This is a genomic window from Thioalkalicoccus limnaeus, from assembly GCF_041197575.1.
GTDB classification, from domain to species: Bacteria; Pseudomonadota; Gammaproteobacteria; order Chromatiales; family Chromatiaceae; genus Thioalkalicoccus; species Thioalkalicoccus limnaeus.
The window spans coordinates 26,837-47,714 of the sequence record NZ_JBDKXB010000001.1 but is presented as its reverse complement, the minus strand read 5'-3'; the positions used below and the strand labels follow the sequence as shown (position 1 = coordinate 47,714).

The 20,878-nt window shown below is 65.1% G+C and carries 16 protein-coding genes; 10 read left to right on the top strand and 6 right to left on the bottom strand.

Going from position 1 to position 20,878, the window contains the following annotated elements; translation table 11 throughout:
* Positions 1-2,391: an efflux RND transporter permease subunit gene (locus ABC977_RS00205; protein WP_369665210.1), complete on the top strand. Its 2,391-nt coding sequence runs from the start codon at positions 1-3 to the stop codon at positions 2,389-2,391.
* Between the two features lie 104 nt (positions 2,392-2,495).
* Here the strand turns inward: ABC977_RS00205 and ABC977_RS00200 are convergent, their stop codons facing one another.
* Both ABC977_RS00200 and ABC977_RS00195 read right to left on the bottom strand, forming a co-directional pair.
* Entirely contained in the window at positions 2,496-3,344 is an 849-nt protein-coding gene (locus tag ABC977_RS00200; protein WP_369665209.1) for a pirin family protein, read from the bottom strand.
* Positions 3,345-3,354: 10 nt separating this feature from the next.
* Positions 3,355-3,960, bottom strand: a complete 606-nt coding sequence (locus tag ABC977_RS00195; RefSeq protein WP_369665208.1) for an FMN-dependent NADH-azoreductase — start codon at positions 3,958-3,960, stop codon at positions 3,355-3,357.
* Between the two features lie 113 nt (positions 3,961-4,073).
* Here ABC977_RS00195 and ABC977_RS00190 point away from each other — a divergent pair, with 113 nt between their 5' ends.
* A complete protein-coding gene (locus ABC977_RS00190) occupies positions 4,074-4,979 on the top strand; it encodes a LysR family transcriptional regulator (RefSeq protein WP_369665207.1) in 906 nt (301 codons plus the stop codon).
* Between the two features lie 64 nt (positions 4,980-5,043).
* Here the strand turns inward: ABC977_RS00190 and ABC977_RS00185 are convergent, their stop codons facing one another.
* Positions 5,044-5,412, bottom strand: coding sequence for a GNAT family N-acetyltransferase (locus tag ABC977_RS00185; protein ID WP_439849137.1), 369 nt, complete (start codon positions 5,410-5,412; stop codon positions 5,044-5,046).
* Positions 5,413-5,655: 243 nt separating this feature from the next.
* Between ABC977_RS00185 and ABC977_RS18285 the strand changes: the two genes are divergently transcribed.
* The gene (locus ABC977_RS18285) at positions 5,656-5,880 is read left to right on the top strand and encodes a hypothetical protein (RefSeq protein ID WP_439849133.1); all 225 of its coding nucleotides are present in this window, start codon (positions 5,656-5,658) and stop codon (positions 5,878-5,880) included.
* Positions 5,881-5,945: 65 nt separating this feature from the next.
* Here ABC977_RS18285 and ABC977_RS00175 read toward each other — a convergent pair whose 3' ends face one another.
* On the bottom strand, positions 5,946-6,542 hold the full coding sequence (locus ABC977_RS00175; protein WP_369665206.1) for a hypothetical protein: 597 nt from the start codon (positions 6,540-6,542) through the stop codon (positions 5,946-5,948).
* 151 nt (positions 6,543-6,693) lie between these two features.
* Here ABC977_RS00175 and ABC977_RS00170 point away from each other — a divergent pair, with 151 nt between their 5' ends.
* The 6 genes from ABC977_RS00170 (at position 6,694) to mdoH (ending at position 14,225) form a co-directional block, all read left to right on the top strand.
* The gene (locus ABC977_RS00170) at positions 6,694-7,425 is read left to right on the top strand and encodes an alpha/beta fold hydrolase (protein WP_369665469.1); all 732 of its coding nucleotides are present in this window, start codon (positions 6,694-6,696) and stop codon (positions 7,423-7,425) included.
* Positions 7,426-7,786: 361 nt separating this feature from the next.
* Positions 7,787-8,266: an SRPBCC family protein gene (locus tag ABC977_RS00165; protein WP_369665205.1), complete on the top strand. Its 480-nt coding sequence runs from the start codon at positions 7,787-7,789 to the stop codon at positions 8,264-8,266.
* A 78-nt stretch (positions 8,267-8,344) separates the two neighbouring features.
* Positions 8,345-9,469, top strand: coding sequence for a baeRF11 domain-containing protein (locus ABC977_RS00160; protein ID WP_369665204.1), 1,125 nt, complete (start codon positions 8,345-8,347; stop codon positions 9,467-9,469).
* A 570-nt stretch (positions 9,470-10,039) separates the two neighbouring features.
* Positions 10,040-11,608 carry an OpgD/OpgG family glucan biosynthesis protein gene (locus ABC977_RS00155; RefSeq protein WP_369665203.1) on the top strand — a complete coding sequence of 523 codons (1,569 nt, stop codon included), beginning with the start codon at positions 10,040-10,042 and terminating at the stop codon, positions 11,606-11,608.
* A gap of 5 nt (positions 11,609-11,613) precedes the next feature.
* Complete coding sequence (locus ABC977_RS00150; protein WP_369665202.1) at positions 11,614-12,156, top strand: hypothetical protein; 543 nt, start codon at positions 11,614-11,616, stop codon at positions 12,154-12,156.
* Positions 12,153-14,225, top strand: coding sequence for a glucans biosynthesis glucosyltransferase MdoH (mdoH, locus tag ABC977_RS00145; protein ID WP_369665201.1), 2,073 nt, complete (start codon positions 12,153-12,155; stop codon positions 14,223-14,225). Before ABC977_RS00150 ends, mdoH begins: the two co-directional genes overlap by 4 nt.
* A gap of 34 nt (positions 14,226-14,259) precedes the next feature.
* On the opposite strand, the gene ABC977_RS00140 is transcribed toward mdoH, so the two are convergent.
* Together ABC977_RS00140 and ABC977_RS00135 are read right to left on the bottom strand one after the other, a co-directional pair.
* On the bottom strand, positions 14,260-15,621 hold the full coding sequence (locus ABC977_RS00140) for a GH1 family beta-glucosidase (protein ID WP_369665200.1): 1,362 nt from the start codon (positions 15,619-15,621) through the stop codon (positions 14,260-14,262).
* 124 nt (positions 15,622-15,745) lie between these two features.
* On the bottom strand, positions 15,746-17,518 hold the full coding sequence (locus tag ABC977_RS00135) for an ABC transporter ATP-binding protein/permease (protein ID WP_369665199.1): 1,773 nt from the start codon (positions 17,516-17,518) through the stop codon (positions 15,746-15,748).
* A 263-nt stretch (positions 17,519-17,781) separates the two neighbouring features.
* Here ABC977_RS00135 and ABC977_RS00130 point away from each other — a divergent pair, with 263 nt between their 5' ends.
* Positions 17,782-20,859: a discoidin domain-containing protein gene (locus ABC977_RS00130; RefSeq protein WP_369665198.1), complete on the top strand. Its 3,078-nt coding sequence runs from the start codon at positions 17,782-17,784 to the stop codon at positions 20,857-20,859.
* The last annotated feature ends 19 nt before the right edge of the window (positions 20,860-20,878 follow it).

Below are 20,878 nucleotides of genomic sequence, written 5' to 3'. Positions count from 1 at the left end.
ATGCGCGCCTTCTCCGCAACCCTCGGCCAGGTCTTGTTCCGCCATCGCGGGGCCTTTCTCGCCTTCTTCGCGCTGACGACGCTGCTCCTCGCCGCGTCGGCCACCCGCCTGCAAGTCGATGCGGGTTTCGAGAAGATGATCCCGCTCGAGCATGAATACATGCAGACCTTCGTCGCCTATCGTTCGACGTTCGGCGGCGCCAATCGCATATTGGTCGCGCTGCGCCAGCACGAAGGCGAGATCTACAACCCGCACTTCTTCGCCCGCCTCCAATCGATCACCGACGAGGTCTTCTTCATCCCTGGTGTCGACCGTGCCACGGTCACCTCGCTGTTTACGCCGAACGTACGCTTCATCGAGGTGGTCGAGGAGGGTTTTTCGGGCGGGAACGTGATCCCCGCCGGTTTTCAGGCAACCACCGATGAATTGCAGGAGGTGCGGGAGAACGTCCTGAAATCCGGTCAATTGGGCCGCCTGGTCGCCAATGACCACAGCGCTGCCATGGTCACCGCCGAACTGCTCGAGGTCGACCCGGTCTCGGGCGAACGGCTCGACTATCTGGCCGTGGCGCGGCAACTCGAGGAGATCCGTGCCCGCTACGCCGGCGAGGGGTTCGACGTACACATCATAGGCTTCGCCAAGGCCATCGGCGACATCACCGACGGCGCCCGCGGCGTCCTGCTGTTCTTCGTGATTTCGTTCGCCGTCACGGCACTGCTGCTCTACCGCTACTCCGGCTCGGTCCGGCTCGCCGCGGTGACCTTGCTGTGCGCAATGGTCCCCGTCGTCTGGCTGATGGGCCTGCTGCCAATCATCGGTTTCGGCATCGATCCACTGTCGATCCTGGTGCCCTTTCTGATCTTCTCGATCGGCGTCAGCCACGCCGTCCAGATGACCCACGCCTGGCGCTTGGAGATCATGATGGGCCGCGAACCGCTGGATGCCGCGCGCGAGGGCTTCCGCAAGCTCGTGATACCTGGATCGATGGCCTTGACGACCACGGCGATCGGCTTTCTCGTCATCGTGCGCATCGAGATCGACATGGTGCGCGAACTGGCCATGACCGCTGGGCTCGGCGTCGCACTGATCCTGGTCACTAACATGATGTTGTTGACCATCCTGCTGTCCTGGTTGCGACTCCCGGCCCGGGATCTGCGACTCGGCGCGAGTCGCGAACACAAGCTCGATTGGCTTTGGCTGCGCTTGCGCAAGCTGGCCGAACCGCGGCACGCGCGGCTGGTGTTGGGCATCGCACTCGCGGTGTTGGTCATGGCCACCTGGCAAGCACGCGACCTGCGCACCGGAGATGTCGGAACCGGCATTCCGGAGCTGCACGAAGACTCGCGCTACAACCGCGACGCGGCGGCCATCGTCGAGGCCTTCTCGATCGGCGTCGACGTGCTCTCCGTCATCGTCCAAACCCGTGGTGTCGACGGGGCCTGCACGAACTACGAGATCATGGATCTGATCGACCGCTTCGAGCTGACGATGCGCGGCGTGCACGGGGTGCAAAGCGTCGTCGCGCTGCCCGGCCTCGCGCGCGTCGTCAATGCCGGCTGGAACGAGGGCAATCCGCGCTGGCAGGTTCTCTCACGCAACCCCACCGTGCTCGCGCAATCGGTGACGCCGATCGACACCGGAACCGGCCTGCTGAATACCGACTGCAGCGCCATGCAGGTTCTGATCTTCACCCGCGATCACGAAGGGCCGACGCTCGCGCATGTCATCCGCGAGGTCAAGAACTTCCGCGAGGCAAATCCATCCGACCATGTCGATTTTCTGCTGGCATCGGGCAATGCCGGTGTGATGGCCGCGACGAACGAGGCCGTCGACGCCGCCTCCGCCACCATCCTGCTCCTGGTCTTCGGCGCCATCAGCCTCTTATTCTTTGCCGAATTCCGATCATGGCGGGCCACCCTGTGCATCGTCTTGCCGCTCGCGATCGTTGCCGTCATGTGCAATGCTCTGATGGCGCTGCTCGATATCGGCCTCAAGGTCTCGACGTTACCGGTCGTGGCCATTGCCGTCGGGATAGGCGTCGACTACGGAATCTATCTCTACGAACGAATGGCCCGCCGCCTGCGGCAGGGCGACGACCTGCCCGAGGCCTACTTTCAGGCGCTCCGTGAACGCGGTATCGCCGTCATGTTTACCGCCGCGACCATGAGCGTCGGTGTCGCCACCTGGACCCTGTCAGCGCTCAAGTTCCAAGCCGACATGGGCCTTTTGATGGCCTTCATGTTCCTCGTCAACATGCTCGCAGCCCTGGTACTGCTGCCGGCTCTCGCGGCTGTGCTCCTTGGCGAAGGGAAGGCCGCCGGGCTGGCGGCACGCGACGATCTGGAGGGCGATGCACCGGACCGCGGCCACCTTTCCCCTCGCGAGCGTTAGAGGGCTCCCCCGATTCCCAGCGGCAACGCCAAGCGTGACGGCACGGCTGGCGGGTGATGCAGGCGGTGCGCCGCGACCCGTGACCGAACGGCAGAGCGGGTGGTTCAGGCCGCCAGCCGCCCAGCCTCGTAATCCGCGATTGCCTGGCGGATCTCGTCGCGGCTGTTCATGACGAAGGGGCCGTAATGGGCGATCGGCTCACCGAGCGGCCGCGCCGCGAGGAGCAGCACCCGGGCGCCGTCGGCGTCGGCCTCTAACTCGATCGGGGTGCCCGGCACGAGAACCGCCATCTGGCGCGGCGCGAGCGCCTGCCCGGCGATCGTAGGCCGGCCCTCGATCACGTAGACGAGCGGTCGATGCCCGGCCGGGACCGGGACCCTCAGCCGCGCTGCGGCGGGTAGACGCGCATCGGCGTACAGCGGCTCGGTGGCGAGACCCTGGACCGGGCCGCGGACCGCTCGCGCACCGGTGTCCAGAACGCCAGCGATGACCTTCGCCTGGGTGCCATCGGGCCAGGTGGCGGTCGGGATCGCGTCGGCCGCCAGTTGGCGATAGGCCGGCGCCTTCATCTTGTCGCGTGCCGGCAGGTTGATCCAGAGCTGAAGCCCGCGCAGGCGGCCGTCCTCCGGCTCGGGCATCTCCGAGTGGATCACGCCGCGCCCGGCGGTCATCCATTGCACGCCGCCGGCCGTCACCAGACCCCGGTGGCCGAGGTGGTCCTCGTGGCGCATCGCGCCGGCGAGCATATAGGTCACGGTCTCGAAGCCCCGGTGCGGATGCGACGGAAAGCCGGCCAGCGACTCGGTCGGCGCGTCCGACCCGAAGTCGTCGAGCAGCAGGAAGGGATCGAGACCGCGCAGGCCATCGGGTCCCAGGATCCGGTAGAGCTTGACGCCGGCACCGTCGGCGGCCGGCGTGGCGGTCAGGATACGTTCGATCGCTGTGTTGGTCATGACATCCTCCTCACGCGGCCGCGAGCCGCTCGATCTCGTCATTGGCCCCGGCCAGACCCGCGCGGCGCTCGGCCTCGCCGAGGTTCAGCCCTTCGGCATAGATGAAGCGCACGTCCTCGATCCCGAGAAAGCCGAGCATCGTCGTCAGATAGCTGGTCTGGGTGTCGGTCGGCTGTCCACGATGCCGCCCGCCGCGACTCGTCACGACCACCGCGCGCGTGTTCCTGATCAGGCCTTCCGGTCCTTGCGCGGTATAGCGGAAGGTGACGCCGGCGCGGGCGACGTGATCGAACCAGGCCTTCAGCGGGCTCGGGATGCCGAAGTTGTACATGGGAACCCCGAGCAGCAGCAGGTCCGCGTCTTGAAGCTCGCGGATCAGCCGATCGGCCTCGTCGACAACGGCCTGTTGCTCGGGGCTGCGCTCGGTCTCGGACGTGCTGAGCGCGCTCAGGCGGGTCGCGTCGAGATGCGGGATGGGGTCGCGCCCCAGATCGCGATGCGTGATCGCGACGGACGGATCCCGTTGCCGCAGACGGCGCACCAGATCCGCGGCCAGCGTCGAGGAGACGCCTTGCCCGGAGAAGAGACTGCTGTCGATGTGCAGGACCTTGGTCATGGTTGGAACCTCGTTGAAGCCGTGGAGAGATCGCGTTACAGCGATATTTGGTGCGTTCAGGCGATCTTTCTATGGTATTTTTAGCGCTAACTCATCAGATATTTCGATTTATCATGGACAGCGAACCACCGCGCACGACCCTCGAGCAATGGGCGACCCTCGAAGCCGTCGTCGATCAGGGCGGCTTCGAGGCGGCCGCCGAGGCGTTGCGACGCAGTCAGTCGTCGGTCAGCTACAGCCTCAAACGGCTGCAGGAGCAATTACCGGTCGCGGTCCTCGCTCCGCAGGGCCGCCGGACAGTGCTTACGGCGTCAGGTGAAGTCCTGTTGCAGCGCGCCCGGCACCTGCTCGCCGAGGCGTGCCGGCTCGAGCACCTCGCAACGACGCTGGCTCAGGGCTGGGAGCCACAGGTGCGGCTCGCGGTGGAACTCGTGATGCCGCCCGAACCCCTGTTGTGCGCCTTGGCGCGCTTCAGCGCCGAGATCCCGCAGACGCGCATCCAGCTGATCGAAACGGTGTTATCGGGGACCAGCGAGGCGCTGGTATTGCGGCAGGCGGATCTGGCCGTGACCGGTCTGGTGCCACCGGGCTTCCTCGGCGATCCGCTGGTCACGGTCGAATTCGTCGCGGTCGCCGCGCCGGATCACCCGCTGCACCGGCTCGACCGCCCGCTCGATCTCGCGGATCTGCGCGCCCACCGGCAGGTCGTGATTCGCGACACCGGGCGCTTTCGGCAGGTCGACAGCGGCTGGCTCGAGGCCGACGAGCGCTGGACCGTCTCCCACCTGGCGACGGCGATTGCGATCATCGAGCGCGGACTCGCGTTCGCCTGGATCCCGCGCGACCACATCGTCGCCGAGCTCGCCAGCGGCGCCCTGCGGCCGCTGCCGTTGGCCCAGGGCGCGAGCCGGGTCGAGACCCTGTATCTGGTCTTTGCCGACCCGGCCGCAGCCGGCCCCGCGACCCGCGCCCTCGCGCGCCTGCTCGTCGAGCAAACGCGCCGGCTCGCGACGTCGTGACCCCCTGATCGCCAAGGAGACATCGACATGTGCGGCAGTGGTCGCGACGTTGAGCGAACCGCGACTATCGCGGCGCGTCGCGCGACTTGGGCTGCCCGCCATCGAAAACCCTCCACATCAGGTGCACATCCAGAGGGCACTCCATGAATGGGCGTCGACCGTCCACGGAGAACCGGTGCACCGGAACGCTTTGAACATGGGCGAACCCGCATTTCTGATGGAGGGTCCGCGATGCCGGGCTCGTGCACTCGGCAAACGCATGAAGGAACCCATGCGCCTCGGCATCCGCGAGAGCCGTTTGCAGCAGACGCGTTGCCAGGCCCGCGCCTTCGTATCCGGGCGCAACGCCTACCGCCGACACGTGCAAACAGGTCCCCGGATCCGACGCCAGTCGGTCCTTTACCGGTCGGCGAATCTCTTCCAAGAGCGACATCACGTCCGGGAGCCGCCGTCTCTCTTCGTCGGTCAGGTGGTCAGGCATCCGATGTCCACCCGCGGCGGCCGGGTCATCACCCAGGACAAACCCGACCTCCCTGTTCGCCGCCGCGCGATCTCGCGCAATCCAACAGATTCCCCGCGCGAGCACATTGTTACTCCTCTCGTCGAACAGGGTCCGCGCAATGGTGATCATGCGCTCCCGACTGAAGCCGAAACACTTCGTCAATGGCTCACGATCGTGAAACAGATCAACGTACAAACTCAGCATTGCATCGATGTCATGGGCATGAACTCGATCAATCCGAATGGAATCATCATCTCTGCGCATTTGTGCGAGCGGCTCCTGGCCTGTATTTCGATAGAGAGGGCCTACCCTGAAGCGGAGATAGGCCCGACAACCGGCACATCTGGCCACATAGGGCACGGGGTTCGCAACACCTGCGAGCATATCGAGACCGGCTGAATTCACAAAACGGCGATGGCACCGACCATCCCTTTTGCCTTTCACGTCGACGATCGAATGATCGCCTAGTCAAGGTTTCCACTGTCTCTTGCCTGGCCTTTTTTGGCCGCTGAAAACAGATAAATGGCGATACCCGTTTGTAAAACACCGATGCCAAGGTATAAGATTGACGCCAATACGATCTTCTGGAGCATCAGCGTCTCCACAAAGATCCAGATGATCAATCCGAGACCGAAAACGGCGGATATGTAGGGTGCCAGCCGGTGCTTGCGGAGGCTGTAGATCCCGGCCACCGTTTGCCCGATGCCGTTGACCGTGAATAGCAGGATACCGGGGATCAACAAGGAATCAAACGGAATTCTGTCCACGATGCCTTCCACGCCCATCAATGACCCATCCGGACTGATCATCATTGCCAGCCCCCCTGGATAGGCGCCTAGGGCAACAAGAAGGTGGAGCACTCCTGCGATGGTAAACCAGCGAGAGCTCATCTGCATTCGGGTGTTGATCATGTGAGAAATGCCTGGTCTACGATACGAGAGGAAACTTGTTATTCTCCTTGAAAGCCATAGCACCATCAAGCATTCGAGAAGGCTCGAGAAAGGCTTTTCAGGCTGCCCAATCGTGCGGCTCGCACGCTGGCCATAGCCCATGCCTTTCATGGTTCATCCGTGCCTCTGTTCCCGTATCGAGGCACATCGTGCTACGCTCCTGTATTCCTGTTCACAAGTATTCTTCGGCCACCGGATAAGCGGATCGTGCACGGATTTCTTGGCTATGCGCAAACTTCTGATCTTGATCGTGGGATTGGTCGTGCTGGTGCCGCTAGGCTTTATTGGCGGACAGATTGGTTGGATGCAGCTCAATCCGGCCACGCCCGGCGCTGCCGCTGAAGCGGCTCTCGCGTCGAGCGGCGACGTCGAGGTCTCCTATGAGGACCCATGGCTGATCTTCGCGCCTCGCGGGAGACCGCCTGCGACCGGGCTGATCCTTTACCCGGGTGCGAACAGCGACGTGCGCGGATACGCGCCGTTGCTCCGGGCCTTGGCGGAGGCTGGCTATCTGGGCGTCGGCATCCAGATGCCGCTGCGCTTGGCCCTTCTTCGCCCTGAGGCGGCGGCCGAGGTGCCACCCGCCTTCCCCAAGGTGACACGCTGGATCGCGATCGGCCACTCGATGGGTGGCGCTACGATCAGCGGCTATGCTCGCGATTACCCTGAGCGCCTCGCCGGGGTGATCCTGCTGGACGCCTACCCACTCGAAGGCACCACGCTCGCCGACAGCCCTCTCCCCGTCTGGCATATCCACCGCGCCCGACCCGATGGTTCGCCACCGGACAAGCACGCAGCGCACAGGCACACATTCCCGCCCCATGCGATCTCGGTGCCGATTCCCGGCGGCAACCACATGCAATTCGGGAGCTTCGTCGGCGGCACCTATAGGGAAGACTGGGAGGCGCAAATCAGCGAAGCGGCTCAGCTTCGTCAGGTCGAGGACGCCGTGCTTCGCGCCGCGCGGGCGATCGCCCCACCGAATGACGAGTAACCGCCCGGGGAGCCCTTATCAGACCTCGGGAAAGGACCGCCCTCACGGTCGTCAGCGATCCTCGCATCCGACCCGATGCCGTCGGTGATGTCGGCGACCCTCCCTCTGTACGCTCGTGTTTCTTGATTTCGGCGCACGTTATCGCTATGTCGGAGGTGGATAGCCGCACGTGCTACGGCCACCGTGCGGCCTCCTTTCGGCAAAGCGCTCGTAGACGCGACCCCTCGTCATCGAATGATCGGTTATCAGTTCTCGTTTTGATCAATGCAAATTGGCCCATATATCAGGCCATTGCCCCTTCACGCGACCTTGATATCAGGCACTCGATCACTCAATCCATTCGTAGGCACCTTCCTGACCCATGTCGCTGCACCATCTCTACCGCCGTCAAACTCTTGCCACCACGATCGACAAGGCCTGGGAGTTCTTTACGCAACCCGAGAATCTGAAGCTGATCACTCCTGCCTTCATGAGTTTTGATATCCAGTCTTTCAGTGGCCCACGATCGCTACATGGCGGACAAATCATCACCTACAAAGTCAAGCCTTTTTTTGGCATTCCTTTCAGCTGGGTAACCGAAGTGACACATGCCGAAGAGCCCCACTTCTTTGTCGATGAGCAACGGTTCGGCCCCTTCCTCTTTTGGCACCACAAGCACTACCTAGAAGAAACGCCCGATGGAAATGTGGTGATGATCGATTCGGTACACTATAAGGTCTTCTATGGCTTCGTGGGCAGTTTGCTCGACCGGCTCATAGTGCAACAACGGCTTGATCTCATTTTTGATTACCGAACCCGCGTCATTGCCGAGATGTTTGGCGCGGCCGAGGAAAGGGGGTAGAGTCGCCAAAGGTCACTTCAAGACCGGACCGAGACTTATCGTCACAAAGGTTCCACAACATCACAGGAAGTCCATGACATGCTCTATCTCGATCTCCCGACCGCCGACGATCTGACCGACCTGGCCACGCAGCGCACCGACATCGCCGTTTCCATCGCGTTACCAACGACACCCGTCAGCACCAAAACCGATGCCGATCGCATCTTGATGAAGAACCTGACGAAGACCGCGCTCGATCAATTGGAAGCTGTGGGCTCCGACAAGCGGCGCGTCAGAGATCTGATCGAGGAACTCGACGACCTCGTCGACGACGCCGAATTCTGGCGTTTTCAAGCTCACGGACTCGTCGTGTTCGCGACCCCCGACAACTTGCGCACCTTCCGAGTGCCCAATGCCCTCGAACCGTTGGTGAAGATCTCGGATCGCTTTCATCTCAAGCCGCTGCTGCGCTCGGTCAGTTTCTGCAACGCCGGGTATGTCCTGGCCTTGGCCGATGGTGGCGTGCGGTTGATCGAGGTCACCGCCGATCTACCGGCCAGCGAGGTCCAGATCGAGGGAATGCCGAAGGACGCCGCCTCGGCGGTTGGCGAGGCGAGCATCGCGACCCGTTCCTATTCGGGGCGCATCGGCGGGTCCGAAGGCAAGAAGGTGCGGCTGCGTCAGTATGCGCGCAAGGTGGATGGGGCACTACGTGGCCTCTTGGCCGGCAGCTCGACACCCTTGATCCTGGCCTCGGTGGAGTCCCTCGGTGCCATCTACCGCTCCGTCAACACCTACCCGCATCTGGCTGCGGCCGGCATCGAAGGAAATCCGGAGCGTCTGTCGGCAGCCGAACTCGCCGCCGCCGCGCGGCCCATCCTGGACGGGCTCTATCGGGCTCAGATCGCCGACTGGCACGCGCTATACAGCCAGCGCGACCAAGAGGACCGGGCGAGCACCGACATCAAGCGCGTCGCCCGGGCCGCCACCTTCGGTGCGGTTCAGCGCCTGCTCGTCGACATGGATCAGGTGGTACATGGCACGGTCGACGAGAACGATGGAACGGTCACCTTCGCTGACACAGCCAGTGCGGAGACCTACGGCGTGGTCGATGAAATCGCCCGTAGAGTGCTCCTGACCGGCGGGGAGGTCCTGAGCGTGCGCGAGTCGGATATCCCCGACGGCAAACCCTTGGCAGCGATCTTGCGCTACCCTATCACCTAACTGGGGGGACCTTGAAAAATTGCCATCCGGGCAATTTTTCAAGACGCGAGGAGAAAATGCGATTTCCGCTTCGCTTCATTTTCAGTCGCTTAAGCGACTGAAAATGGCGGGGCATCCTTGCCCCGCGCGCGCACCTTGAATTTTTCAAGGTGCGCCTCATTCGCCGAATTCGATCAGCGAGCTGCCACATCCTCTTGATGAGTACCGAGTGCCGGCGCTTCCCGATGACCATGGATGCACCGGGGCGCATGCCCCTGTCCCACTTTCGGTGGTTTCAGCGCTACAATGGATTTCGAGTCCTCGACGTTCGGGATCAGGGGGCAAGGCGGTTTGTCGGGGCGCACTTCTATGATTGAGTGCCGGGGCGGCACGAAGCTGTGCGGCCCTTGACCGGGTGCATAAGGACTGCATGTTGCAGATGCGACAGCGTGGACCAAAGCGCCCCCTGACGAAAGCTCAAAGCCACGTCCAGTATCCTCCCGTGCGCACTCTCACCGGTTTCGAGGCGCCCCCATTTCCCCGACTACGATCATCATCATTTCCATGCATCAGCGGTAGGGCTATTCTCCCATGGACAAGCGAGTAGTTCGATTTCCGGGCGCGCTCCTGGCTCTTGCTATAGCCTTGGCAAGCAGCGGCTTCGCCTCCGGGGAGGCCACCATCGATCCTGTTGGCATCGACGAAGGGGTGCCCGGCGGGTTTACCTTCGCCTCGGTCGCGCGCCGCGCGAGCGACCTTGTGGCGAATCCATACGCCCCGGACCGCCCCGAGCTGCCGCATTACTTTGCGGATCTGGATTACGACAAGTACCGGGACATCCGCTTCCAGCGCGACCAGTCCCTCTGGGCCGCAGAAGGTTTGCCGTTTCGCGTTCAGTTCTTTCCCCGCGGCTTCATGTTCGAGGACCGCGTGGTGATCAATGTCGTCGACCAGGGACACGCCGTCCCGGTGGACTTCGTCGGGAGTCTGTTCGATTACGGCAAGAACCCGGTCCCAACCGATATCCCAGCGGATATCGGCTTCGCCGGTCTGCGTCTGCTCTATCCGCTCAATCGGGACGACGTCTTCGACGAGGTCGCGGTGTTCCTCGGTGCGAGCTATTTCCGCGCCGTTGCCCAAGGGCTCCACTACGGGATCAGTGCGCGCGGCCTGGCCATCGATACCGGGCTCGCAAGCAATGAGGAGTTCCCGGTCTTCCGCGAGTTCTGGATCGAGAAGCCCGACCGCGACGCCACCGAGATCACCGTCTACGCCCTGATGGACAGCGAAAGCCTCACTGGCGCCTATCGCTTTCGCATCCAGCCGGGGCTCCAGACCCTGATTGATGTGAAGGCGCAGCTTTTCTTCCGCGACTCGGTGCAAAAGCTTGGCATCGCCCCGCTCACCAGCATGTTCTTCCACGGCGAGAACACGGAGCGGTTCATCGACGATTTCCGGCCCGAAGTCCACGACTCGGACGGCTTGGTGATCGAAACGGGACACGGAGAGCGCATCTGGCGCCCACTGACCAATCCCCACGGCCTGCGCATCACCGACCTCCAGGTCACGAGCCCGAAAGCCTTCGGCCTGCTGCAGCGCGACCGCGACTTCACCCATTATCAGGACCTCGAAGCCCACTACCAGGATCGCCCGAGCGTGCTTGTCGAGCCGCTCGCGGATTGGGGCAAGGGCGTCGTCCAGCTCGTCGAGATCCCGAGCGACTCCGAGCGCTACGACAATATCGTCGCCTTCTGGGTGCCAGAAACCCCGGTCCAGGCCGGCCAGCAGATGGCGCTCGAGTATCGCTTGCGTTTCAGCCGCGACCCCGAGGCAGAGCTTCTTGGTGGCCGAACCTGGGCCACCCGGATCGGCGCGGGTGGCACCGACATCCTGGACCGGACTCGGCGCAAGTTCGTCATGGATTTCGTCGGGGACTCCCTCGCCAACCAGCCGCCCGAGGCCCCCGTCGAGGCGGTCGTCTCCGCCTCATCGGGCGCCCTGTCCGACGCCGTCGCCCAACCCAATCCAGAGATCAACGGCTGGCGGCTCTTTTTCGAGCTAACACCGGACGGCGATACCCCGGTGGACCTGCGCGCCTTCCTGCGCAAAGGACCAGACGTACTGACCGAGACCTGGACCTATCACTGGGTTCGGGAGTGACCAGGATGACCGAAGGTGACACCGGATCGAGCCTGACGACCGTGCCCCATCCCGAGCTGGGCGGCGAGCCCAGCGACTGGGATCTGGTGGCAGGGCGAGTGACCGAGTACTTGCGTGCCCTCGGGGTCAGTAGCGCCCGCGAGCTGCAGAGCCTGAGCGAGCAAGTCCGGCACCGTTTGCAGACCCGGCTGGCCGCCGCCGAGGTGGAGGACCCCTTGGTGGTCGCGATCGAGGAGGTCTGGGGCCTGCTCGATGATTGGCTCGATCGCGAGCTCGGCCTGGCCGGGGATCGCGATAGCCTCCACGCCACCCGTGCCACGGTTCTAGGCGGCGCAGTGCCCAACTGGACCGCCCGTTTCGCCGGGTTCACCGAGGGAGACCTCGGCGGGGCCATCCGCGCTGCCACTGTGATGGCGGTCCCGGAGCCCGCAGCCCTTGACATGGAGCCAAGCCCCATCCTGCTCTGCTGCTACGGCGTGCGCCAGCGCATCGCGGCTCGACTGCGGCGGCTGGTCGGCGGCCGGGCAAGCACGAGCCCGCATCCATGAGCAGTAACCAGCTGCGCGGCGGAGCCGGTCGCCACATTCGCCGCACCCTCTATTTCTCGCTCGTGCTCCTGACCACTTTGGGCGCGATGGTGCTGTTGATCCTCTCCTTCCAGGAAGGCGGCATCCGCGCCCTCGAGCTTCTGCTGCTCGTCCTCTACGCGATCCTGATCCTCTGGATCAGCGCCTCTTTCTGGACTGCAACGCTCGGTTTCCTCCTGCTGCTCCGGGGACGCGACCCCTATGCCATCGCAAGCGCCGGTCACGAGCCGGCCGCCGAGGGAGCAGAGCCCTTCAGAACCGCGCTGGTGATGCCGGTCTACAACGAGGATCCCACCCGCGTCTTCGCGGGGCTTCGAGCGATGCACCAATCGCTGATGGAGACCGGGAAGCAAGAGGGCTTCGAGTTCTTCATCCTGAGCGACACCCGCGATCCCGATGTCTGGGTGCAGGAGGAACTGCTGTGGCGCCAGTGGGCGCTCGAACTTGGCCCAACGGGCCGCGTCTTCTATCGCAACCGCGTTGAGAACACGAGCCGTAAGAGCGGAAACCTGGCCGACTTCTGCCGGAATTGGGGCGGACGCTACCGATACATGATCGTGCTCGACGCGGACAGCATCATGTCCGGCGAGACCCTGGTCGAGCTGGTCGCGCGGATGGAGCGCAACCCGGATGCCGGCCTCATTCAGGTCCCTCCGGTGCCGGTCAACCACAGCTCGCTCTTCGCCCGCGTGCTGCAGTTCGCGGGGAGCCTTTATGGGCCCATGTTCGCCGCCGGACTCTCGTTCTGGCAGCTCGGCACGAGCAACTTCTGGGGCCACAACGCCATCATTCGGGTCAAGCCGTTCGCCGACCACTGCGGTCTGCCGCGATTGCCGGGGAGCGAACCTTTCGGCGGCGATATCCTGAGCCATGACTTCGTCGAGGCGGCACTGCTGCGCCGCGCCGGCTGGCACGTCTGGCTCGCCTACGACCTCGGCGGCAGCTACGAGGAGGTCCCCCCGACCCTGATCGACTACGCCAAGCGCGACCGCCGCTGGTGCCAGGGTAACCTCCAGCACAGCCGCTTGCTGCTCGCCCGTGGATTCAAACCCCTAAGCCGGATCCACTTCGCGATGGGGGTCATGTCGTACCTGGCCTCACCGCTGTGGCTGCTGTTCATACTCATCGCCGGATTAGCCGCCTATCTACAGTCCTTGGAGAGCCCGGTCTACTTCTTCGGATACAACCTTTTTCCGGTGTGGCCGGAGTCTTACGCGGTCGAGATGACCACGGTGCTCATCGTTACGCTGGCCATGCTCTTCCTGCCCAAAATCCTGGCCCTGGTCCTACTGGCTGCGCGGCCACCGCTCGCCAGACGCTTCGGTGGGCTGCCGCGCGCCGGGTTCAGCGTCTTGCTCGAGAGCCTGCTCTCGGTGTTACTCGCCCCGGTGCTGATGCTCTTCCAGAGCAAGTTCGTGCTCGCGATCCTGCTGCGCCAGAACGTGGGTTGGCCCACGCAGCGACGCGGAGACCACGGGACTGGCCTCGCCGAGGCCATCGCGGCCCACGCCTATCAGACCCTGATCGGCGTAACCGCGGGGCTGATCGCCTACTATCAGGTCCCCAGCTTCTTCCCTTGGTTCACCCCCGTGTTGGCCGGACTGATCCTGGCGGTCCCCGTCTCGATGATCACCAGCCGGACCTCGTTCGGCCGTTCGGCGCGCCGCCTCGGCCTCTTCCTGGCCGCGGAGGAGACCGCTCGCCCGCGCGTTCTGCAACTGCTTGACCAGCAACTCGCGTCCCCCCCGGGCCACCCTTGCCGCGGTGGTGAAGGCCATGACCTCTGGTTGCGAGCGGTAACCGACCCCTGCGCCTATGCCCTGCACGCGTCGCTTCTGTCGGGCGAACCCCCCAACCGCAGACGCCGCCATTACCTGGAAGGATTGATCTTTCAGCTCCAAGACGAGGGCGCTGCAAATCTGAGTGCCGGCGAGAAACGGGCGCTGATCGCCCATCGCGACGGGCTCGCTGAGCTGCATCAGCTGCTCTGGGCCGGGCCCAGAGCACCGATCGACACGGCCAAGGGTTGACTGGCCGGCGACCGCCGGGGCCGCCCTGCCACCATCACCCTCGAAGGGCGCCGAGGGCGATCGCGAGATTGGCACCACCTCGACATATCAGGTTGCGATAGAACCGGGCGCTCATCTTGGGGGTGCGCCTCTGGGTGGCAAAGTCGACGTGGATCAGGCCGAAGCGTTTGGAGTAGCCATAGGCCCACTCGAAGTTATCAAGCAGCGACCAGGCGAAGTACCCTCGGAGATCCACGCCTCGACCCAGCGCCTCCTGGGCGGCGATCAGATGGCGGCCAAGAAACCGAGCCCGCCCAGGATCGAGGACCCGCCCCCGCTCGGGCAGCGGGTCGTTGCAAGCGGCGCCATTCTCGGTGATATACACGGGAAGCTCGCCGTACTCGCGGCGGATCCAGAGCAGCATTTCCGTGAGTCCCTGCGGGAAGATTTCCCAGCCCATCGCCGTGAGCTGCGCATCTCTCCGCTTCACCAACCGCCCCCGCGCCGGGCGCCCCGACGGATCGTCCACTACCAGCGCGCGTGAGTAGTAGTTCACGCCAAGGAAGTCGATGGGCGCGCGAATCAGCCCAGCGCGCTGGAGCGCCCGCCGAGGCCAATCTGCACCGAACAGTTGCGGGATCTCCGCTGGGTAACGCCCGAGGAGGATCGGATCCAGAAACCAGCGGTTGACATAGATGTGCCGGCGGGCCGCCGCTTCAACGTCTTCTGCTTGCGCCGAGGCGGCATACTGGGGCTCGAGATTCAGCGCGATGCCGATCCGATGGCGACCAACCGCCCGATAGGCGGTGACGGCCTCAGCGTGGGCGAGCAAGAGGTGATGGGCCGCCAGAGCCGCCTCTCGGAGGCCGCGCCGGCCTGGGGCATGCGTCCCCGTCAGATAACCCAGGACGGCACTCACCCAGGGCTCGTTGAGCGTCAACCAGAGCCGGACTCGGTCGTCGAGCGCCTGGAACAGGACCTGCGCGTAGTCCCCGAACCATTTCGCACTGTCGGGATTCAGCCACCCGCCGCGGTCCTCGAGCGCGGCGGGCAGGTCCCAGTGATAGAGGGTCAGCATCGGCTCGATCCCCTGAGCGAGCAGCGCGTCGACCAGCCGGTCGTAGAAGCCGAGCCCTTTGGGGTTCAGGGTCCCGTTGCCGTCTGGCACGACCCGCGCCCAGGCAACGCTGAAGCGGTAGGCGTTGATCCCGAGCCACGCCATCAGAGCGATGTCTTCGCGATAGCGCCGGTAATGGTCGCACGCAGAGTCGCCCGTGGCGCCGCCGACCACTCGCCCCGGCTCACGGCTGAACCTATGCCAAATGCTCGCCCCGGCCCCGTCGGCCAACGGTGAGCCCTCGATCTGATAGGCGGAGGTCGCCGCGCCCCAGAGAAAACTCGTTGGGAAGCCGATCATCAGGTGGCGAGGACCTCGACAGTGAAGATGAAGCCCACCCGTATCGCGTTGCCGGAGCTCCCCCTCAGTGCGGCTGATGGCGACGGAAACAACAAGGGCGGGCACGGTGCGGGCGAGATCGTCGTCAATCTGGGCGCTCCGAGCCACTGGATGGCGCCGGTGCGGCCGCGCCCGCGGGCTCTGGCGGCGCGCTGCGCGGGCCTTTCTCGGCGGGCAGTAAGGACAGCGTCCAAGACCCATCCCCGGCGATATCCAAGCGCTGGTCGTAGTTGGTCTCGTCGTCGTCCTCGTCACCCAGGGTCAGATAGGTGATGCCGCGTTCGCGCAATAGGGCCAGGAGCCCATCGACCTGGCATTCGCTCAATGCGCGGTTGGGGTGGTCGAGAAAGACGAAGCTCGGGTCGGCGAGCAACACGCGCGAGAAGGCGAGGAGTTGCTGTTCGCCGAGGGAGAGGAGCTCGCTCCAGGTTTGCTCGGTGTCGAGGCCTCCGGCACGGTCGACCACCCGGATCAGATCGAGGCTGCGCAGTGTGCCCAGCAGGCGCTCGTCGGAGAAGCGTCTCTCGGTCCTGCCGTGCAATAAGACCTCGCGCAGTGTCCCAGGGGGCACATACGGCCGCTCGGGCAGAAACAGCAAGTCGTTGTCGCTGGGGCGCAGGATACGCCCTTCGCCCTGGTCCCAGATTCCAGCCGTCGCGCGAAACAGTGCCGTCTTGGCGGGTTCGTCGGGGACGCGGATCAGCACGTGAGTACCTCTTGGGATCGAGAGGTTGAGCTCCTTCACGAGATAGCGACCGCTGCGCGGTGAGCGTAGGCTGACCCCCTCGAAGGCAACTCGCTCGCAGTCGGTGCAGTAGTCGATCGGCGGGGTGCGCCGCTCGACCGCGCGATCCATCGCCTCGGCGAGCGCGCCGAGGCGCGCGATGACGGCCGTGTATACCGAAATGGACTGAAACTGCGTGACGATCAGAGAGAATGCGCCCAAGAGGTGCCCGAAGGCCATTGCCGACTGCGTGATCACACCGAACTCCGCCTGACCCCGGATGAACATGGGCGCGACGATCAGGGCCGGGATGATCTGAATCAGATAGTTGTAACCCGTCGTGAAGAAGCCAAGGTTGCGGTTGACCTCGATGATCCGTTGAAAGTTGGCGGTCAGGCGCTCGAGTCGGTCGTGCAACCGAATCCGCAGGCGCCCTTCCCGCTGCAAGAGGGCGATGGACTCGGCGTTCTCCCGGACATGCACCAGCCGCGCCCGGAAGTTCGCCTCGCGGTCGAGTTGGTCGTAATTCAGCCCAATCAGCGTCCGGCCGAGCAGCCAGGTCATGGCCGAGCCGGTCGCGGCGTAGAGCATGGCGACAACGAAGAGCAATGGGCTGATCGACCAGAGCACGCCGGAGAAGGCGATTACGGTCAGGCTCGCGTTCAGGAGCATCAGGAAGAAGGACAAGGTGGTCGCGGTCAGTGCCCGGATGTCTTCGGCGATGCGTTGGTCGGGATTCTGCAGATCGCCAGCGGCGTGCAGCCGGAAGTAGGTACGATCCTTCAGGTAGCGCTCGAGCGCCTGCTCCGTGAGCCATTTGCGCCACAGCAGCCCGAGTCTCTCCTCGCAGTACCGATAGTAAACGGCGACCACGGTCGAAGCGGCAAAGACACCGACGTAGATCAGGGCGTACTCGATGAACCGGGCCATGTTCCGGTTCTCGATCGAGGTCATGAAGTCACGCCCCACAAAGCTGTTGACGACGTTCAGTCCGTTGATGCCCAACAAAAAGACAATCAAGAGGCCGAACAGCAACCGGGCCTTGCCCCCAACCTCCGAGATGGCCAGCGCGCGGATCATCGCGGCGAACCGGCGCCCGATACCTCGGCTGATGGGAACTCGCGGCGCACTCATCGTGGCTCACCCTCGGTGGGCGAGATGGTTGGAACAGGCGCCCTGAGTGGCGCCGATGACAGGCCCAGTCAACCGAGCACTCAGAAGAACCAGCCTATTGAGTCAGCGATGCGAGCAGCATTGGGCCGGCCACCGCCAAACCCGACCGGAAGATCCACACCACCGCGCCACCGGCGAGCGACCTGGGCCTGTGGTGGACCCCGCTCCAGTATTATAGTGAGCGCTCGGAGCAACCTGCCCATCTTTCGCCGGCGAGGCGCACCATGTCTGCGAAGATCCTTTTCGACCTCGGCCACCCCGCGCACTGGCAGGCCATCGCCCCTGGAGACGCCGAGCTTGCGCTGAGCGCGGAGGCCGGCAGAGGCGGCTTGGTGTTACGTCTGGATTTCGACTTTCACGGCGGCGGCGGGTTCGTGGTGGCGCGTAAGCCGTGCGCGCTGACCCTGCCCGATGACTTTGCCATCGAGGCCGAACTTCGAGGTATCGGACCGCCGAATACCCTGGAGCTCAAGCTCGTGGATCCCACCAACGCCAACGTCTGGCGCTTCCAGCAGGCCGATTTCGCCCTTGATCCCACCTGGCACACCCTGCGCATCCCCGCGAGCCGAATCGACTACGCCTGGGGACCTGCGGGGGGCGGTGCACCGCGGGAGATCGGTGCCATCGAGGTCGCGCTCGTGGCCGGCTCCGGCGGCCGCGGCAGTCTCTGGATCTCGGCGCTACGCCTGCTCGACCCTGGGCCGCCGCTACCGGTTCTGGCCAGTGCATCGAGCGAGTCGCCAGGTCACGAGGCCGCCCGCGTCCTGGACGGCCGGCCGGACACCGGCTGGCGGGCAGCGGCCGGCGACCCAGCGTCCTGGCTTCGGATCGACTTTCAGGGGCCACGGGAGTTTGGCGGCCTCGCGCTGCGCTGGGAGGAGCCCTGGCGGCCCCGTGCGTTCGTCGTGGAGGCGAGCGATGATGGGATGGATTGGCGGGTGCTCACTCAGGTCGAGTCCGGGCTCGGCGAGATCAATCAGGTGCGAGTCCCCGAGGGGTGCGCGCGCCTCCTACGCTTGCGCCTCTCCGCCCCCGATCGCGGCGAGCCCATCGCCCTAATCTCTCTGGAGGTCTTGTCGCGCCGAGTCGCAAAGTCCGTCAACGAATGGTTTCATGGGCTTGCCGAGCGGGTGCCGCGCGGCCACTATCCGAGGTGGCTGTACCGGGAGCAAACTTACTGGACCACCTTCGCTACCCCGAGAGGCCCAGTCCCCGCGCTGCTGAATGAGGACGGGATGGTGGAGATCGAACCGGCGGCGTTCTCGATCGAGCCCTTCATCTACCGCGACGGCGCATTGATCGGATGGGCCGACTGCGTAACGACGCCATCCCTGGCGCGGGGCGATCTGCCGATCCCGTCCGTGACCTGGGAGCTGGATGATTTGACCCTGACCATCACCGGCTTCGCGGCCGGGTCCGGCCAGGTTGCACGCCCAGTGATTCGCTATCGGCTCCGGAATCACACCCAGCAGCCCCGCACCCCGCGGCTCTTTCTGGCGGTGCGCCCCTTCCAGGTCTGCCCGCCCTGGCAGGCCAACGGCGCGGTCGGCGGAGTGAGCCCGGTGCGCCAGATCGCGTGCCGCGGCGCGACGATCTGGGTCAACGACGACCTGGCCCTGCTGGTGAACCCGCCGCCGGACGCGGCGGGTGTCGCCACCTACGACCAGGGGCCGATCAGCGACCATCTGGCGCGTGGGGCGCCGCCGACGGCGACCGAGGCCAACGACCGCTTCGGGTTCGCCTCGGCAGCGCTGGCGTTCGATCTGGCGCTCGCCCCGGGGGGTGAGGCCGAGGTCCTGCTCACCTGGCGGCCGGACGAGGCTCGCTTCCCCCTGCCCGAGCAGCCGGCGGCCGTCCTCCTCGCCGCGGCCGAGGCGCACTGGGCGGCGACCCTCGATGTGGTCGGCCTCGAGCTCCCGCCACCGGCCCAGACGGCCGCGCGGGTCTGCCGCAGCGCCATCGCGCACATCCTGATCAACCGCGACGGCGTGGCCCTACAGCCTGGACCTCGGCGCTACAGACGCGCCTGGATCCGCGACGGTGCGGTGATGGCCGCCGCGCTGCTCCGCTGGGGGCGTCCCGCGGAGGCCGGGGCCTTCGTCCGCTGGTACGCCGACCTCCAACGCACCGATGGCAATGTCCCCTGCTGCGTCGACCACCAGGGTATCGACTGGCTTCCCGAGCACGACAGCCACGGCCAGCTGATCTTCACGATTGCGGAACATCTGAGGTTCACGGGGGATCTCGAATTCGCCGACGCACTCTGGCCGGTCGTCGACAGGGCGGTCGGCTATCTCGAGCGGCTCCGGGCGCAGCGGCTGAGCGCGGCCTACCGGGTACCGGAGCGCCGAACGCGCTTCGGCCTGCTACCCGAGTCGGCCAGCCACGAAGGCTACCTGGCCCAGCCGGTACACGCGTATTGGGACGACTTCTGGGCTTTGCGTGGCTTCAAAGACGCCGCCTGGCTCGCCGAGGCGCTAGGTCGCAATGACCAGTCGGCGCGCCTTGCGGAGCTGCGCGACGACTTCCGCACCACACTGCTTTCCTCCCTGCGGCGCACGATGACGGAGCGCGCGATCGACTACCTCCCGGGGTCGGTCGAGTGGGCGGACCCAGACCCGGCCGCGGTGGCAAATGCCCTCACGCTGATCGACGAGGCCCATCACCTGCCGGCGGCGGCCCTGCATCGGACCTTCGATCGTTTCTTGGAGCGCTTTCGCGCGATGCACCAGGGTGGCGCTGACTGGACCAACTACACACCCTACGAGATCCGCATCCTGGGCGCGCTGGTTCGGCTTGGCCGACGGGAGGAGGCTCACGAACTGCTCGACTTCTACCTCGCGGAGCGGCGCCCGCCGGCGTGGAACCAGTGGCCCGAAATCGCCTGGCGCAATCCGCGCGCCCCGGGACACCAGGGCGATCTACCCCATTCGTGGATCGGCGCGGAGTACGCGCTGGCCTTCCGCGACCTCTTCGTCCACGAGCGTGACGCCGATGCGGCGTTGGTCGTCGCGGCCGGTGTCCCCGAGCACTGGCTCGCGGGTGGAGAACTCCGCTTGACTGGCATGCCCACCGCCCATGGGGTCCTGGACATGGAACTCGCGCGACGGCCCGCTGGGGACCTGCGTCTGCGGCTCCACGGCAGGCTGCGGATGCCGCCCGGTGGCATCCGCTTCGCGCCGCCCCCCGCGGACCAACCCCGTACCATCCGGGCCAATGGGGTCGTCATGCCGGACGCGGGGACACCCGAGATCCTGATCTCCCGGATCCCGGCCGAGATCACCCTATCCGCTCACGGCTGAGCTCGATCGCCGAGCGCCC